This window comes from Glycomyces algeriensis, assembly GCF_027622855.1.
GTDB classification, from domain to species: domain Bacteria; phylum Actinomycetota; class Actinomycetes; order Mycobacteriales; family Micromonosporaceae; genus Glycomyces; species Glycomyces algeriensis.
In genome coordinates this window covers 337528-354493 of record NZ_JAPZVR010000005.1, presented here as the reverse complement: position 1 = coordinate 354493, position 16966 = coordinate 337528, and the positions used below count along the sequence as shown (strand labels likewise).

The 16966-nt window shown below is 71.0% G+C and carries 16 protein-coding genes; 11 read left to right on the top strand and 5 right to left on the bottom strand.

Translation table 11 applies throughout. The features are described from left to right. Window positions 1–26 precede the first annotated feature (26 nt). From hutU to O2L52_RS12325, 7 genes are all read left to right on the top strand, one after another. Complete coding sequence (gene hutU, locus O2L52_RS12355) at window positions 27–1664, top strand: urocanate hydratase (protein ID WP_309299878.1); 1638 nt, start codon at window positions 27–29, stop codon at window positions 1662–1664. Window positions 1665–1768: 104 nt separating this feature from the next. Continuing rightward, the gene (locus tag O2L52_RS12350) at window positions 1769–3004 is read left to right on the top strand and encodes an allantoate amidohydrolase (RefSeq protein ID WP_270115755.1); all 1236 of its coding nucleotides are present in this window, start codon (window positions 1769–1771) and stop codon (window positions 3002–3004) included. Next, entirely contained in the window at window positions 2998–4293 is a 1296-nt protein-coding gene (locus O2L52_RS12345; protein ID WP_270115753.1) for a formimidoylglutamate deiminase, read from the top strand. Before O2L52_RS12350 ends, O2L52_RS12345 begins: the two co-directional genes overlap by 7 nt. Before the next feature lie 418 nt (window positions 4294–4711). Then, window positions 4712–5872 carry an imidazolonepropionase gene (hutI, locus tag O2L52_RS12340; RefSeq protein ID WP_270115752.1) on the top strand — a complete coding sequence of 387 codons (1161 nt, stop codon included), beginning with the start codon at window positions 4712–4714 and terminating at the stop codon, window positions 5870–5872. A 9-nt stretch (window positions 5873–5881) separates the two neighbouring features. Then, the gene (hutH, locus tag O2L52_RS12335) at window positions 5882–7420 is read left to right on the top strand and encodes a histidine ammonia-lyase (RefSeq protein ID WP_270115751.1); all 1539 of its coding nucleotides are present in this window, start codon (window positions 5882–5884) and stop codon (window positions 7418–7420) included. A gap of 82 nt (window positions 7421–7502) precedes the next feature. Next, a complete protein-coding gene (locus tag O2L52_RS12330; protein WP_270115750.1) occupies window positions 7503–7883 on the top strand; it encodes a DUF1801 domain-containing protein in 381 nt (126 codons plus the stop codon). A 92-nt stretch (window positions 7884–7975) separates the two neighbouring features. Further along, complete coding sequence (locus O2L52_RS12325; RefSeq protein WP_270115749.1) at window positions 7976–8773, top strand: CHAD domain-containing protein; 798 nt, start codon at window positions 7976–7978, stop codon at window positions 8771–8773. A 96-nt stretch (window positions 8774–8869) separates the two neighbouring features. Here the strand turns inward: O2L52_RS12325 and O2L52_RS12320 are convergent, their stop codons facing one another. Next, a complete protein-coding gene (locus tag O2L52_RS12320) occupies window positions 8870–9556 on the bottom strand; it encodes an IclR family transcriptional regulator (protein WP_344469158.1) in 687 nt (228 codons plus the stop codon). Window positions 9557–9623: 67 nt separating this feature from the next. Here O2L52_RS12320 and leuC point away from each other — a divergent pair, with 67 nt between their 5' ends. The 3 genes from leuC (at window position 9624) to O2L52_RS12305 (ending at window position 12465) form a co-directional block, all read left to right on the top strand. Next, window positions 9624–11051 (top strand): 3-isopropylmalate dehydratase large subunit, encoded by a 1428-nt coding sequence (gene leuC / locus O2L52_RS12315; protein WP_270115748.1) that lies wholly within the window; start codon window positions 9624–9626, stop codon window positions 11049–11051. Between the two features lie 15 nt (window positions 11052–11066). Beyond that, complete coding sequence (leuD, locus tag O2L52_RS12310) at window positions 11067–11666, top strand: 3-isopropylmalate dehydratase small subunit (protein WP_270115747.1); 600 nt, start codon at window positions 11067–11069, stop codon at window positions 11664–11666. A 241-nt stretch (window positions 11667–11907) separates the two neighbouring features. Beyond that, entirely contained in the window at window positions 11908–12465 is a 558-nt protein-coding gene (locus O2L52_RS12305; RefSeq protein ID WP_270115746.1) for an HU family DNA-binding protein, read from the top strand. Between the two features lie 141 nt (window positions 12466–12606). On the opposite strand, the gene O2L52_RS12300 is transcribed toward O2L52_RS12305, so the two are convergent. From O2L52_RS12300 to O2L52_RS12285, 4 genes are all read right to left on the bottom strand, one after another. Next, entirely contained in the window at window positions 12607–13890 is a 1284-nt protein-coding gene (locus O2L52_RS12300; RefSeq protein WP_270115745.1) for a D-arabinono-1,4-lactone oxidase, read from the bottom strand. A 423-nt stretch (window positions 13891–14313) separates the two neighbouring features. Beyond that, window positions 14314–15231, bottom strand: a complete 918-nt coding sequence (locus O2L52_RS12295) for an NUDIX domain-containing protein (protein ID WP_270115744.1) — start codon at window positions 15229–15231, stop codon at window positions 14314–14316. Between the two features lie 75 nt (window positions 15232–15306). Continuing rightward, window positions 15307–15522 (bottom strand): cold-shock protein, encoded by a 216-nt coding sequence (locus O2L52_RS12290; protein ID WP_270115743.1) that lies wholly within the window; start codon window positions 15520–15522, stop codon window positions 15307–15309. Window positions 15523–15623: 101 nt separating this feature from the next. After that, window positions 15624–15851 carry a hypothetical protein gene (locus O2L52_RS12285; RefSeq protein ID WP_270115742.1) on the bottom strand — a complete coding sequence of 76 codons (228 nt, stop codon included), beginning with the start codon at window positions 15849–15851 and terminating at the stop codon, window positions 15624–15626. A 337-nt stretch (window positions 15852–16188) separates the two neighbouring features. On the opposite strand from O2L52_RS12285, the gene O2L52_RS12280 reads away from it, so the two are divergent. After that, window positions 16189–16959, top strand: a complete 771-nt coding sequence (locus O2L52_RS12280; protein WP_270115741.1) for a lysophospholipid acyltransferase family protein — start codon at window positions 16189–16191, stop codon at window positions 16957–16959. Window positions 16960–16966: the final 7 nt, after the last annotated feature.

Below are 16966 nucleotides of genomic sequence, written 5' to 3'. Positions count from 1 at the left end.
CGGCCGCACGAGCGGGGAGCGGACAGATGCACGCACCACACGGCCCTGACCTGCACTGCAAGACCTGGCAGGCCGAGGCGGCGTACCGGATGCTCCAGAATAACCTCGATCCCGAGGTCGCTGAGCGCCCCGAGGACCTGGTGGTCTACGGCGGCACCGGGAAGGCCGCGCGCAGCCGCGACGACCTGAAGGCGATCCTGCGGACCCTCCTCACCTTGGAGGCGGACGAGACGCTGCTGGTCCAGAGCGGCCGCGCGGTCGGCGTCATGCGCACCCACGAGTGGGCCCCGCGCGTGCTCATCGCGAACTCGAACCTGGTGCCCGACTGGGCCACCTGGCCCGAGTTCCGGCGCCTCGAATCGCTGGGCCTGACCATGTACGGGCAGATGACGGCCGGTTCGTGGATCTACATCGGCACGCAGGGCATCCTGCAGGGCACCTACGAGACCTTCGCCGCCGTCGCAGAGAAGCGCTTCGGCGGGAGTCTCAAAGGGACGCTCACACTGACGGCCGGATGCGGCGGGATGGGCGGGGCGCAGCCGCTCGCGGTCACGATGAACGACGGCGTGTGCCTGATCGTGGAGGTCGACCCCGAACGGCTCGAGCGGCGCGTGCGGACCCGCTACCTCGACACGGTCGCCGCCGACCTCGACGACGCGATCGCGCAGGCCATGGCCGCCAAGCGCAACGGCGAGGCGAAGTCGATCGGCGTGGTCGGCAACGCCGCCGAGGTCTTCCCCGAGCTCCTGCGGCGCGGGGTCGAGATCGACATCGTCACCGACCAGACCTCCGCCCACGATCCACTGTCCTATGTGCCTGCCGGAGTCGCCTGCACCGAGGCGGCCGAGCTCGCGCGGGCGGACGCGGAGGGCTTCACCGAGCAGGCGCGGGCCTCCATGGCCCAGCATGTGGAGGCCATGGTCGGCTTCCTGGACGCGGGCGCCGAGGTTTTCGACTACGGCAACTCGATCCGCGGGGAGGCCCTCGAAGGCGGCTTCAAGCGCGCCTTCGCGTTCCCCGGGTTCGTGCCCGCCTACATCCGGCCGCTCTTCTGCGAAGGCAAGGGCCCCTTCAGGTGGGCCGCGCTCTCAGGCGATCCGGCCGACATCGCCGCGACCGATCAGGCCGTGCTCGACCTGTTCCCGGAGAACCGCAGCCTGCACCGCTGGATCTCGCTGGCCCGCGAGCGGGTCGCGTTCCAGGGCCTGCCGGCCCGGATCTGCTGGCTCGGGCACGGCGAGCGGGACGTCGCCGGCGTGCGGTTCAATGAGATGGTCGCCGACGGGACCTTGAAGGCCCCCATCGTGATCGGCCGCGACCACCTGGACTGCGGCTCGGTCGCCAGCCCCTACCGCGAGACCGAGGGCATGAAGGACGGCTCGGACGCGATCGCGGACTGGCCCCTGCTCAATGCCCTCGTGAACACGGCTTCAGGCGCGAGCTGGGTGTCCATCCACCACGGCGGGGGCGTCGGCATCGGCCGGTCCATCCACGCCGGGCAGGTCACCGTCGCCGACGGCACGCCGCTCGCGGCGGAGAAGCTCGCACGGGTGCTCGCCAACGACCCGGCCATGGGCGTCATCCGCCACGTGGACGCCGGATACGAGGAGGCCGAGCGGGTCGCGGCGGACCACGGCGTCCGCGTGCCCGCCAAGGAGTCCTGAGACCGGCCGACTGCGCTTTTGAACGACACGGCGCTCTTGAACGACACGGCCGCCGTGAACGACACGGCACTGCGAACGCGCGGCAACTGTGAACGGGGATTGACATGGACGCGGGGGAATTCCGTCGACTGTGGAATGAGATTGCGCCGATCGGCCGCGCCGAGTCGGGCGGGTACGTGCGGTTCTCCTGGACCGAGCCCGACCTCGACCTTCGGACCTGGTTCCACGCGCAGTCGAAACTGCGCGGCCTTCGCTACGAGGAGGACCGCAACGGGAACCTCTACGCCTGGTGGGACCCGGAGCGGGAACTGGTCATCGACCCGGATGCCCCGCACCCGCACAAAGCCATCCTCACCGGCAGCCACTTCGACTCGGTGCCGCACGGCGGCGCGTACGACGGCCCGCTCGGCATCGTCTCGGCCTTCCTCGCCGTAGACCAGCTCCGGGCCGACGGCGCGAACCCGAAGCGGCCCATCGGCATCGCCGCGTTCACCGAGGAGGAGGGCGGGCGCTTCGGCGTCCCCTGCCTCGGCTCGCGCCTCATGACCGGCGTGATCGACCCCGACCGCGCCCGCGCGCTCACCGACCCTGACGGGGTCACGCTCGAAGCGGCCATGAGAGCGGCTGGGGCCGAACCGGACCTTCTCGGGCCCGATCCCGAACGGCTCGAACGCATCGCCGCGTTCATCGAACTCCACATCGAGCAGGGCCGCGCCCTCGACGGCGGCGAATCCTCCGTGGCCGTCGCCACCGCGATCTGGCCGCACGGCCGCTGGCGCCTCACGTTCACCGGCGAGGCCGACCACGCCGGGACCACGCGCCTGCCCGACCGGCGCGACCCGATGCTGACCTTCGCGTTCGCGGTCCTCGCCGCCCGCAAGGAGGCGCGCCTGGCAGGGGGCGTCGCCACCGTGGGCCGGGTCGAGGTGGAGCCGAACGCCACCAACGCGATCGCCGCGAGCGTGACCGCGTGGCTCGACGCCAGGGCCCCCGATGAGGCGGTGCTCAGCGAGATCCTGTCCGGGTTCGAGTCCAAAGTGTCTGAACGGGCGGGGCGTGACGGTACGAGGGCGGCGATCGTTCGCGAGTCGGAGTCGCCGGTCGTCGAGTTCGACGCGTCCCTGCGCGACCGGATCGCCGCGGTCCTGGGCGGTGCACCGGTCCTGCCGACCGCGGCGGGCCACGACGCGGGCGTCCTGTCCGCGCAAGTGCCGACGGCGATGCTGTTCGTGCGCAACCCGACCGGTGTCTCCCACGCGCCCGGCGAGTCGGCGAGCGACGAGGATTGCGCCGCAGGCGTCGACGCGCTCGCGGCCGTGCTCCGGGACCTGGCGTGCTGACCTTCTGGGCCGAGCACGCCCTGCTGCCCGGCGGACCGGCCGATGCGGTGGCGATCGAGGTCGCGGAAGGCCGCATCACCAAGGTGGTGCCCGACAGCAAGCGGCGCGGTGATGTGCTTGCGGGCGTGACCCTTCCGGGGTTCGCGAACGCGCACTCGCATGCGTTCCACCGGGCGCTGCGCGGTCGCACCCACGCCGGCAAGGGCACGTTCTGGACCTGGCGCGACGGCATGTACGCCCTCGCCGGGCGCCTCGAACCGGACTCGTACTACCGGCTGGCGCGCGGGGTCTACGCCGAGATGGCCCTGGCCGGGATCACGACGGTGGGGGAGTTCCACTACCTGCACCACTCGCCGGGCGGGCGCCCGTACGCGGACCCGAACGCCATGGGAGAGGCCCTGATCCAGGCGGCGGCCGATGCGGGCATCAGGATCACGCTGCTCGACACCCTCTATCTCGCAGGCGGTTTCGGCCTGCCGCTCGAACCGGTGCAGCGGCGCTTCGGCGACGGGAGCCTGGAGGCCTGGCTCGACCGGGTCGAGAAGCTCCAGCCGCCGGGCCACGCGGTGATCGGCGGCGCGGTGCACTCGGTGCGGGCGGTGCCGGACGAGGCGATCGCGGCGTTCGCGTGCTCGACCGAGGGCCGCCCGGTCCATGTGCACCTGTCCGAGCAGCGTTCCGAGAACGAGTCGTGCCGCCTCGTGCACGGTTGCAGCCCCACGGAACTGCTCGAACGCTGCGGGCTCCTCGGCCCCGACCTCACCGCCGTGCACGCCACGCACCTGGCCGGGCACGACATCGAGCTGCTGCGCCGCTCGGGCACGACCGCGTCCTTCTGCCCCACGACCGAACGCGACCTCGCCGACGGGCTCGGCCCGGCGCGGGCGCTCGCCGAAGCGGGCGTGCGGCTCTCGCTCGGCACCGACAGCAACGCCATAGTGGACATGTTCGAGGAGGCGCGGGCGGTGGAGATGCACGAGCGGCTCGTCAGCGAGGAGCGCGGCCGATTCACCGCGAGCGAGCTGCTGGACGCCATGACCAGGCACGACAGCCTCGGCTGGCCCGATGCGGGCCGCATCGAGGTCGGCGCGCGGGCCGACCTGGTCGCGGTGGGACTGGGAACGCCCCGCACCGCCGGGATCGAGCCCTCCGGAGTCGTCTACGCCGCCACGGCAGCCGACATCACCGACGTGATCGTCGACGGGCGCCGCATCGTCGCCGGCGGCAGGCACCTGCGCCTCGACGCGGGTGCGGAACTGGCCGCCGCCATCAAGGGGCTGTGGACATGACCGATGCAACTTCAGACCGCCGCGCCTGCCGACAGGCGAAGCCGCCGCGCGGCCCCGGGCCGGAACGTGAACCGACAGGCGGCATCGCACCGGCGAGCACGTGGTCGGGCTGCGCCGCGCCGGATCGCCCGCGACCGGCCAGCGTCGCATCGCGGCTCGCACGATGGGACCGCGCTGCATCGGATCGCGCGCGGCCGCGCGGCCACGTGCCGGTTCGCCGGTCGGCAGGCGGCATCGTGCCGGGCAGCGCACGATCGCGCCGCGCCGCGCCGCACCGCCCGTGGGCGCGAAATCTCGCGCCGCATCGGCCGCCGTCGAGCGGCTCGTCATCATGCCTCGCGTGGCGCCGCATCGGACCGGCCTCCCCGGCCTCGATTCGCCCCTGGAACGTCCATGCCGCCCACCGAAAGGACCGGCGATGAGCCTGCTGATCGACTCCATCGGCGAGCTCTTCACCGCCGACGACGAGGGCACGATCCACTACGACGCCGCGATCGTCATCGAAGACGGCCGCATCGCCTGGGTCGGCCACCGGCTCAACCGGCCCGCGGCCGACGAGTACTTCGACGCCGACAACAAAGCCATGATCCCCGGTTTCGTCGACAGCCACGCCCACCTCGTCTTCGCCGGCGACCGCAGCGGCGAGTTCGCCGCCCGCATGGCCGGCGAGCCCTACACCGGCGGCGGCATCCGCACCACCGTGACCGCGACCCGCGCCGCGCGCGACGACCGCCTGCGCGAGACCTGCGCCCGCCTGACCGCCGAGATGCTCCGCCAGGGCACCACCACTGTGGAGATCAAGTCCGGGTACGGCCTCACCGTGGAGGACGAGGCCCGGTCGCTGCGCATCGCGGGCGAGTTCACCACCGAGACCACGTACCTCGGCGCGCACACCGTCCCTGAAGGTGCCGACGGCGCTTTGATGGACGCCGACGAGTACACCGCGCTCGCGGCCGGTCCCATGCTCGAGGCCTGCGCGCCGCACGCCAAGTGGGCGGACGTCTTCTGCGAGCGCGGCGCCTTCGACGGGGACCAGGCCCGCGCGGTCCTCACCGCGAGCGCCGCAGCGGGTCTGGGCCTGCGGGTCCACGCCAACCAGCTCACCGCGGGCCCCGGCGTGCGGCTCGCCGTCGAGCTGGGCGCGGCCTCCGCCGACCACTGCACGCACCTTACTGACTCCGATGTGGATGATCTTGCGAACGGGGGTACGGTCGCGACCCTGCTGCCGGGCGCGGAGTTCTCGACCCGCTCGCCCTATCCCGACGCGCGGCGCCTCCTCGACGCCGGCGCCCGCGTCGCCCTCGCGACCGACTGCAACCCCGGCTCCTCGTACACGAGCAGCATGGCGTTCTGCATCGCCCTGGCCGTCCGCGAGATGCGGATGACGCCCGCCGAGGCGCTCGAGGCCGCCACCGCTGCCGGTGCCGATGCGCTGCGGCGCACCGACATCGGTCGGATCGAAGTCGGCGCCCGCGCCGACCTGGTGCTCCTCGACGCCCCCTCGCACGTCCACCTGGCCTACCGGCCGGGGACGCCCCTGATCGACACCGTCTTCCGCGCCGGCACCGCGGTGAGTTGAGGAGCAGCGATGTCAGCAGTCCACATCACGACCGTCCCGGTCACCCCCGAGGAGGTCATCGCGGTCGCCCGCGACCGCGCCCGCGTCGTCATCGACGCCGGGGCCCGCGAGGCCATGGCGCGCAGTCGCGCGATCGTCGACTCGATCGAACGCGAAGGCCGTCCCGTCTACGGCGTCTCGACCGGTTTCGGCGCGCTCGCGAACACGTTCGTCGCGCCCGAGCGCCGCGCCGAACTGCAGCACGCGCTGATCCGCTCGCACGCGGCCGGCGTCGGCGACCCCATGCCCGTCGAGGTGGTGCGGGCGATGATGCTGCTGCGCGTGCGCTCGCTCGCCATGGGCCTCAGCGGGGTCCGCCCCGAAGTGGCCGATGCCCTCGCCGCGCTGCTCAACGCCGACATCACGCCGTGGGTCCCGCGGCACGGCTCCCTCGGCGCCTCGGGCGACCTGGCGCCGCTGGCGCACTGCGCGATGGTGCTGCTGGGCGAGGGCTGGGTCCGCGCCGAGGACGGCACCCGCGTCGACGCCGGGCCGGTCCTGCAACGCGCCGGGCTGACGCCGATCACCTTGTCCTCGAAGGAGGGCCTGGCGCTCATCAACGGCACCGACGGCATGCTCGGCATGCTGATCCTCGCGGTCGCGGACCTGCGCCACCTCCTCGCCATGGCCGACGTCTGCGCCGCGCTCTCGAACGAGGCGATGCTCGGCTCGGACCGCCCGTTCCAGCCCGAGCTCCACGAGATCCGCCCCCAGCCGGGCCAGGCGAGGAGCGCCGCGAACATCCACCGGCTGCTCCAGGACTCCGAGGTCATGGACTCCCACCGCAACGACACCGCGCACGCGGTGCAGGACGCCTACTCGATGCGCTGCGCCCCGCAGGTCGCCGGAGCCGCGCGCGACGTGCTCGCCTACGCCGAGACCGCGGCGGCCCAGGAGCTGCGCTCGGTCGTCGACAACCCGGTGGTGCTCCCGGACGGCCGCGTCGAGTCCACCGGCAACTTCCACGGCGCCCCGCTCGGCTACGCCGCCGACTTCCTCGGCATCGCCGCGGCCGACGTCGGCTCGATCTCGGAGCGGCGCGTCGACCGCCTGCTCGACGTGACGCGCTCGCGCGGCCTCCCGGCGTTCCTCAGCCCGGACCCGGGCGTGAACTCAGGGCTCATGATCGCGCAGTACACGGCGGCCGGGATCGTGGCCGAGAACCGCAGGCTCGCGGCGCCGGCCTCGGTCGACTCGGTGCCGACCTCCGGCATGCAGGAGGACCACGTCTCGATGGGCTGGGCCGCGGGCTGCAAGCTGCGCACCATCATCGACAACCTGGGCACGCTCCTCGCGGTCGAACTCCTCGCCGGAGTCCAAGGCCTGCAACTGCGCCAGCCCTTGATCCCCAGCCCGGCCGCGCGGGCCGCGATCGCCGCCGTCGCCCCGATCGCCGGCAAGCCCGGCCCCGACCACTTCCTCGCCCCCGTCATCGAGCAGGTCAAGCACCTCCTCGAGAGCCCGGCGCTCAAGGCCGAGATCGAAGCGGCGGTGGGCCCGCTGCGCTGACGGATCGCGGATGTCGGTGGCCGCCGATACGATCGACCCACCGGCCGCGCCGCGGCTGCCACGAGTGCGAGGTGCGCGGACGATGACCAATCGGAACGACAAGGTCGATCAGCTCATGGAGCGGCTCGACCATCCGCACAAGGACGCGGTCGAGCACCTGCGCGCCGTGATCCTCGCCGTCGACCCGGGGATCACCGAGCAGGTCAAGTGGAACGCGCCGAGCTTCCGCTACGGCGGCGACGACCGCGTGACCTTCCAGCTCAAGTCGCAGGACGTGCAGCTGGTCTTCCACCGCGGCGCCGCGGTCCGCGAGGACGCCGAGACCTTCGCGTTCACCGACGACACGGGCCTCATGCAGTGGCGGACCAACGACCGCGCCGTGGTCGCCTTCAAGGACCTCGCCGAGGCCGAGGCCAACGAGCAGGCCTTCAGCGGCCTCGTGAGGCGCTGGATCGAAGCCTGACCGGCGCGGCCTCGTTGTGATTGCGGCCCTTCGGGTTTGGGCCCGCTGCCCGCATGATGCTGTAATGGTGGCCCAGCGACAGCGGAGGTTCCATGACAGCGACACCGAGTGCCGTGACCGGCGTTCACACCTACCTCGCACTCCAGGTGGAGGCGCTGCACCAGTTCCGGGAACCGGTCATTCGCGCCGAACCGGACGCCGTGCACCGCATGCGGGTCGCCACCCGCCGGCTGCGATCGCTGCTGTCGACCTACTCCGGCCTGTACGAGGCGATGCCGCTGAACCGCAGGCGACTGCGCTGGCTCGCCGACGAACTCGGCAGCGTCCGCGACCTCGAAGTGCTGCGGACGCGGTTCGCCAAGCGCCTCGGCGACGAGCGCCCTGACTGGTTCGAGGCACTGGCCGAGCAGGAGCGCCTCGCCTACGGGCCGCTCGCGCAGGCCTGCTCGCGCGAGCGCACGACCAAGCTCCTCGCCGCCGCCGAGGCCATGGCCACCGCACCGCAGTACGCGGCCGCAGCATCACAACCGGTCGAATCCGTGCTCGGCCCCATCGGCGAAGCCGCTCAAAGAGACCTGGAACGGGCACTGGACGCCATCGAGGGCGCCGCCGATCCGGACGAAGCGCGCCACACGGCGCGCAACGCCGCCAAGCGGACCCGCTACACCGCCGAAGCGGCGGCCGCGGACCTCGGCGAGCCCGCCGAGGCGATCGCGTCCGAGGCCAAGCGCTTGCAGAACCTGTTCGGGCGCTGCCAGGACGACGTGGTCGCCATCCGCTACCTCGAGGCCCACGCCCCCGAATCGCCGCTCCTGGAACGCGAGCACCAGGCCCACGCCAAGCACCTCGCCAAGGCCGAAGCGGCCCTGGCCGAGGGCAGCGGCGCCTGACCTTCGGACAACGCAGAACGGCCCGGTGGCTGCGCTTCTTTCAAAGCGTGATGCCACCGGGCCGTTTTCGGGACGACAATGGGGGTTGGACGGGGGTTAGAGGCCGGAGAGCTTCTGGCCGGCGCGGATGACGGCCATGCCGAGGCGGTCGCCCGGGCGGCGTCCGAGACGCTCTATGGGACCGGACACCGAGATCGCGGCGACCACGCGGCCGGTCTTGTCCCGCACCGGGGCCGAGACGCTGACCACGCCGGGCTCGCGTTCGGCGACCGACTGCGCGAAGCCGCGGCGGCGGACCTCGGCGAGGGTCTTCGACGAGAACCGGCACTTGGGCAGGAGCGGCAGGATCCCTTCCGGCGGTTCCCAGGCGAGCAGCACCTGCGCGCCGGAACCGGCGGTCATCGGGAGGCCCGCGCCGACGGGCACCGTGTCGCGCAGCCCGGAGGCGCGCTCGGCGGCGGCCACGCAGACGCGTTCGTCGGCTCGCCTGCGGTACAGCTGGGTCGATTCGCCCGTCTGGTCGCGGAGGAGGTTGAGCACTGGTTCGGCGGCACTGAGGAGGACGTCGGCCGTCGACCCGGCGAGCTCGCCGAGTTTCGGGCCGGGGCGCCAACGGCCCTCGTGGTCGCGTTGCAGCATCTCGTGGGCTTCGAGGGCCTGTGCGAGCCGGTGGGCCGTGGCCCTGGGCAATCCGGTCTCGTGCACGAGCTCAGCCAGGCTGGCGCCGTTGGTGCAAGCCGTGAGGATGAGCACCGCCTTGTCAAGGACGCCGACTCCGCTGATAGTATTCGTTCTCACGAGCTGAACATTACCTCCCATATTTCGAGAAGTCCAACGACTGGGAACAGAGATGTCACCTACACCACACGAATCCGAGGGAACGGCACCGCGCACCCTCGCGCAGAAGGTCTGGGACGCCCACACGGTACGCACGGGCGGCCAGCAACCCGATCTGCTCTACATCGACCTGCACCTCCTTCACGAGGTGACCAGCCCCCAGGCCTTCGACGGCCTCCGGGTGGCGGGGCGCAAAGTCCGCCGGACCGATCTCACGATCGCGACCGAGGACCACAACACGCCCACCGACAACCTCTTCACCATCGCGGACCCGACCAGCCGCAAGCAGATCGAGACGCTCCGCGCCAACTGCGAAGAGTTCGGCGTCCGCATCCACTCGCTCGGTGACGAGAACCAGGGCGTCGTCCACGTCGTGGGACCCCAGCTGGGACTCACCCAGCCGGGCATGACCGTCGTGTGCGGCGACTCCCACACTTCGACGCACGGCGCGTTCGGCTCGATCGCGTTCGGCATCGGCACCAGCGAGGTCGAGCACGTGCTCGCCACGCAGACCCTGCCGCAGGCGAAGCCGAAGTACATGGCCGTCACCGTGAACGGCTCGCTGCCCGAAGGCGTCTCGGCGAAGGACCTGATCCTCAAGATCATCTCCATCACCGGCACCGGCGGCGGCAAGGGCCACATCGTCGAGTACCGCGGCCAGGCCATCGAGGAGCTCTCGATGGAAGGCCGCATGACGGTGTGCAACATGTCCATCGAGTGGGGCGCCAAGGCCGGCATGATCGCCCCGGACGAGAAGACCGCCGCCTACGTCAAGGGCCGCCCGCACGCGCCCCAGGGCGAGGACTGGGACGCCGCCGTCGCGTACTGGCAGACCCTCAAGACCGACGAGGGCGCCGTCTTCGACAAGGAGATCGTCATCGACGCGGCCTCGCTGAGCCCGTTCGTCACCTGGGGCACCAACCCCGGGCAGGGCGTCGAGCTCTCCGGCACCGTCCCCGCACCCGAGGACTTCGAGGACCCGATCGCGCGCACCACCGCCGCCGGGGCCCTGGAGTACATGGGCCTCGAGGCCGGCACGCCGATGCGCGAGATCGGCGTCGACGTCGTCTTCCTCGGCTCGTGCACCAACGGCCGCATCGAGGACCTGCGCACCGCCGCCGAGGTCATCAAGGGCCGCAAGGTCGCCGAGACCGTCAACATGATGGTCGTGCCCGGCTCCGCCAAGGTCCGCGAGCAGGCCATCGCCGAAGGCCTCGACAAGGTCTTCATCGACGCGGGCGCCGACTGGCGCTTCGCCGGCTGCTCGATGTGCCTGGGCATGAACCCGGACCAGCTGACGCCCGGCCAGCGCGCCGCCTCCACCTCGAACCGCAACTTCGAGGGACGCCAAGGCAAGGGCGGGCGCACGCACCTGGTGAGCCCGGCCGTCGCCGCCGCCACGGCCGTCACCGGCCACCTCGCCAGCCCGGCGGATCTGTAGGAAGGGCAGGGAATCATGGACAAGTTCACGACCCACACCGGCAGCGTCGCCCCGCTGCGACGCTCCAACGTCGACACCGACCAGATCATCCCGGCCGTGTACCTCAAGCGGGTCACCAAGACCGGGTTCGAGGACGGCCTGTTCGCCGAGTGGCGCGAGGACGAGAAGTTCCTCCTCAACCAGCCGGAGTACCGCAGCGCCACGATCCTGGTCACCGGCACCGAGTTCGGCACCGGCTCCTCGCGCGAGCACGCCGTCTGGGCCCTGAAGGACTACGGGTTCAAGGCGGTCATCGCCCCGCGCTTCGGCGACATCTTCCGCGGCAACTCCCTCAAGAACGGTCTGTTGACTGTGGAGCTGCCCGAGGCGGCCGTCGAGGAGCTGTGGCTCCGCGCCGAACTGCACCCGGAGGCGGAGACCACGGTCGACCTCGAGGCGTGCGAAGTCCGTGCGGGCGACCGCACCTGGGGCTTCGAGTTCGACGAGTTCCTGCGCTGGCGCATGATGGAAGGGCTCGACGACGTGGCCCTGACGCTGCGCGACGAGGACAAGATCGCGGGCTTCGAGTCGAACCGGGACGCTTGGCGGCCTAGGACTCTCCCCGCTCAGGTCTAGTGTCCGGGAGCGCGATCCAGTTAGACCTCACGTACGGAGCCGGTGGCGATGCCACCGGCTCCAGGCGTGTTCGGGTCCCTCCCAACGGGGTTGCGAGCGTCGATTTCGGGCACCTGAATAAAAATTCCCTGCGACACAACGGGTCTATTTTCGCGGAAACAGTTGCGTTCGCTTTCGAAACGTCATAACGTGCGCTTAACAAGCTGGTATGGCTTCAAGGACTATCGGGAGGGTAGGACTCGTGAACAAGGCAGAGTTCGTCGAACGGATCGCCGCACGCACTGGCGACCGGGCCGCTGCGAAAGAAGTCGTGGATGTCGCGATCGACGAGATACAGCGCGCGGTGGTGAAAGGGGAGAAAGTCTCCTTCGCCGGTTTCGGCGTCTTCGAGAAGCGCGCACGCGCCGCTCGCATGGCGCGCAACCCGCGCACCGGGGAAGCGGTGAAGGTCAAGAAGACCGTCGTCCCCGCGTTCCGTCCGGGCACCGGCTTCAAGGAGCTCGTGACCGGCAAGCGCAAGGCCGCGAAGTCGGCCACCGCCAAGAAGGCGGCGCCGGCCAAGAAGGCCACCGCGAAGAAGGCGGCGACCAAGAAGACGGCCGCCAAGAAGACCACCCGCGCCGCGTCCACCGCGACCCGCTCGACCGCCACGAGCCGCGTGGGGGCCAAGAAGACCGCGGCGAAGAAGACCACGGCCAAGAAGGCCTCGACCGCGAAGAAGGCCGTGCGCAAGACCGCGGCGAAGCCCGCCGCGAAGAAGACGGCGGCGAAGAAGACCACGAAGCGCGGACGCAGCTGATGCCGCGGCCCCGAAGCGGTTCGGGGCACGCGGTGAGGCGCCCGTCCGAACTCGCACGGGGAAGAGGGCATTCAGGAGCCGCCTGAATGCCCTCGCTGCTTTACACGGCTTTACACGGGCAGGCGCCTCAGACGGCACCGCCTACTGGTTCGCGGCACCGCCCGCGACTGCGTCGGAGAAGTCATTGCCGAACTTCCCCTCTGGATCGACGCGAGCGCGGAGTTTCTCGAAGTCGCCCATTCGCGGATAACGCGAGCGGACTTCATCCATTGGTATCGAAAACAATTTGCCCCAATGGGGTCGCGGTGAGAACGGTTCCAAAGCGGCCTCCGCCGCCGACATCACCGGAGCGACCGCCCCGAAGTCGCTCACCCAAGTGAAATGCAGCCCCACAGTGTCGCGCCCGAATGCGGGCGACAACCACAGGTCGTCGGCCGCCATCGTGCGCACCTCGCAGATCTGCACCACCGAGCCGAGCCGCTCGCCCAGCCCCGCCAGCGCCTCGAGCGCCGCGGGCGCGTCCGCCCGGTCGACCAGGAACTCCGACTGCAGCTCGTCGCCCGCGCTGGGCGTGAACTCGGGCTTGAAGTGCGGCAGGCGCTCGTGCCACGGGCCGGTCTGGCCCTGCTGCACCGTGCACGCCTCCGGGTCGACGCCCGGCACCGGGTGCCGCTTGCCGTCCGCCAGCGGCGCCCCGTACCAATTCGCCTGCGGGAACGGGTGGGTCTGGTCGGCCGTGCGCTGCTTCACCCAGTACTGGAACGAGGGGGACGCGCCCCATGCGGTGAACAGGCTGGTGCTGTAGGCCGAGGAGGTCAGCTCGTCGAAATGCGCGAGCGCCTGGTCGAACGCCAGGCCGTCGTAGACGTACTGGCGCATCTCGAAGCCGGGCACGAGGTCCAGGGTCACCGTGTGCACGACGCCCAAGGCGCCCAGGTGGACGACGGAACCGGGGAAGTCCTCGTCGCCGCGCGCGACCGTGCGCAGCTCCCCGTCGGGGCCGATGAACTCGATGGCGGCCACGGCGGTCGCGAGGTTCCCGTTGCGGTCGCCCGAACCGTGCGTGCCGGTCGCGATCGAGCCGGCGACGGAGATGTGCGGCAGGGACGCCATGTTGTGCAGGGCGAAGCCGGCGCGGTGCACGGCGTCGCTCAAGGCGGCGTAGGTGATCCAGCCGGAGGCGCGGACGGTGCCGGTAAGGGCGTTGATGTGCACCTCGGGCTCGATGCCGGCGAGGGAGATCATCGTCGCGTCCGAGGCGGCGATCGCGTTGAACGAGTGGCCCGAGCCGAGCACGCGCAGGCGCGGCGCGGCGGCGACGACTGCGCGGGCCTCGTCGAGCGTGGCGGGCGCCTCGAAGCGGCTGGGGGAGAAGCGGATGTTCCCGGCCCAGTTCTGGAGGGCGGTGGGGGAGCGGTCCGGCACGGCGGCATTCCTCCTTGTAGGCGCGCTACGGCGCACACAGAGCAGTGGGCGGCCAACGGTACCGCTAACACCCGCAGGAGGCACCTGAGCGGTCCAGGAGGCGGGAACGCACCCTTGCCGACGGCCGTGACCCCTGCCACGGCCGCACGGGATGTCGTACCCGTCCGTCAGGGTATTGACAGTGCCGATTGACGGCTCGCAAGCTTCGCCGAGACCGGGCCCGCGATACGGCGCCCGAGACCTCTGTCCGTGCCCGCAAACAGCGACCGCGAGCGGTCGAGCCCGCGGCACTGTCGTGCCCCTGTGTCAGAGTATTGACAGCGCCGATTGACGGTTCGCAAGCTTCGCCGAGACCGGGCCTGCGATACGGCGCTCAGCGGCTCGGCCGCTGCCCGCGAAACGCGCCGCGGCGACCGCGATCCGTTAGAGCCGCTCCACGCCCACGAGCTTCTGCCCCGACAGCGACAACACCCACGCCTCGCCGGGCCTGGTCGAGACATCGGCGGTCTCGAGACCGTCCTCGTCCGCGAGGATCGCGACCGTGTCGCTCACGACTTCCGTCTCGGCGCAGATGATCGCCGTCCCGCCGCCGCCCGCCAGCTCGCGCAGGCGCCCGCTCGAGCGCTCGGGATTGCGTTCGTGCGCTTCGGTGTCGAACGCCGTATCACCGCTCAGCCTGCACCGCACCGCCTGCGCGATCGGCTCCAGTGTCTGCACGCTCGCCCGGCCGGTGGCGCTGAACGCCCGATCCGGCTGGTACAGCGACGCCAGCGCCGCCACCCGAACCGCCTGGTCCTGCCCGCGCGGGCTCAACGGCCGCGTCACCTCGGGCCCGTCCCAAGCCTGCTCGACCTCCGCCGGCGCCATCAGCAGCACCGTCGCGGTCACCGGAGGCAGCTCCCCGAACGCCCTGAGCACCTGCTGGTCCCGCGGCCGCGTCAGCGCCTCCCGCGCCTCCGCGAGGGTGATCCAGCGGCGCTCGCCGATCTCCTCGTCGGCGATGAACGCCGCATCGGGCTTCTCCGTGCGCATGGACCAGTAGTCGACGTACTTCAGCACGTCCCCTTCGGGATTCGGGAGCACGTACGAGGCCCGGCACAGCCGCATCTGCGGGATGACCGGGATCCCGGTCTCCTCCTCGACCTCGCGGCACGCCGCCGTGAGCGGGTGCTCGCCGGGGTCGAGCTTGCCCTTCGGCAGCGACCAGTTCCCGACCTTGGGGCGCCACACGGCGATCACTTCGACGACGCCGCGCTCGCCGTTGCGCCACAACAGTCCGCCGGCGGCGGCGACCTGCCTCTGCGGCGCCCCGTTCCCGACAGTGTCCTGTTCCACACTCACGCCTCATACGGTACTGGGACTTGCCCAATCGCGGGAGGCCTGCCACCCGCGCGGAGGAGGCCGTGCGCGGGACGTCTAGGCGCGCATGGTGGGGATGCGGACGGCGACGACCGCGCCGTCCGAGTCGACATCGAGGTGCACGCGCTGGCCGAGGCGGAGGAACCGCAGGCCGGAGACGGCGAAGGCCGCCGCGTCGAAGGCGACGCGGCGGCCGTTGTCCAAGACGACCTCGCCTGAGGTGTCCTCGTTGAAGTTCGAGACGGTGCCCTGCATGGTCTCAGCTTGGCCCATGCGGGCCGGGAAAGCGAGCGTCCGCCAGGGGGAGCCGGAACTACTTCCGGCTGTGCCGCTTTTTCCGGAACTACTTCCGGCTGTGCCGCTTTTTTCCGGAACTACTTCCGGATCTGGGGGTTGTTGCGGCCGCCGATGGCCTTCTTGGCCTTGAGGCCGAGCCAGACGATGCCGCCGACGATGGCGATGAAGAGGGCGAAGTTGAAGATGAAGGCGAGGATGCCGCCGATCGCTCCGAGCACGAATTGGATCACGTTCACCACGATGATCACGGCGAGGACCGCGCCGCCGAACAGGGCGGCAAGCCAGCCGAAGAGACGCCAGTTCATGTCACTCACTCCGAGTCGAGTCGAGATTCGAGCCGACCCGGGCGGTCGGCAGGTTAGATGTCATTGTGACTCTATGATGACATCATAGCGGGTTCCGCGCAAGCCTGGAGTACCACCGTCCTCGCCTGGCGCTCAACCGGTCGCGCGCCGCGTACCTGGGAGTTCACGCGACGTAGCGGTGCGGCCCGCGACGAGGAGTCAAACCCCACGCTTTGCTTACCGTCGCCTGAAGGGCCCGGCGCGGGCGTTAGAGTGCAATGCACTGACGATCCCGTACACGACGGCACAGGCCGAGCCCATCCGGCCGGAGCCCTTCCCCGAGAAAGCGAGCCAGCAGGTGACCGAGCCGAGGCCCGAGGCGCAGTACACCTTCCGCCGCCGCGGCGGCGACGCCCTCCGCCCCGACGTCCGCGTCTACGCGAACCTCGTCAAGGGCGGCATGCTGGGACTCACCAAGCGCTCGTGGTCCGGCATGGAGCACGTCCCGCTCAAGGGCCCCGCGATCCTGGTCTGGAACCACTACTCGGACATCGACCCGCTCCTGGTCGTCCATTACGTGTACAACGCCGGCCGCCACCCCAGGTTCCTCCTCAAGGAGTCGATCCTGCGCATTCCGCTGGTCGGCCCGCTCGTGCGCAGCACCGGCCAGATCCCCGTCAAGCGCGGCAGCGCCGAGGCGGCCGACTCGCTGCGGACCCTCGAACGCGAACTCGCCCAAGGGCACGTGGTGATCATGTCCCCGGAGGGCACGGTCACGAAGGAACCGGACCGCTGGCCGATGCGCGGCAAGACCGGCATCGCCCGCCTCGCCCTGGACTCCGGCGCGCCCGTGATCCCGATCGTGCAGTGGGGCGCCCTCGGCATCCACGACCGCAGGCGCGACCCCAAGTTCAAGCTCGGCCGCAAGCCCGTCACCGTGGCGGCGCTCCCGGCCGTCGACCTCTCCCCCTGGGAGGGCAAGGAACCCACCCGCGAAGACCTCGCCGCGGTCACCGACCGCATCATGGAGGCCCTGCGCGCGGGCCTCGCCGAGATCCGCGGCCAGGAAGCACCCCCTTTGTTCGATCCCCGGCAGCACCGATCCGAAGAAAGCGAGTCTTCTGAGTGAGAGCAGC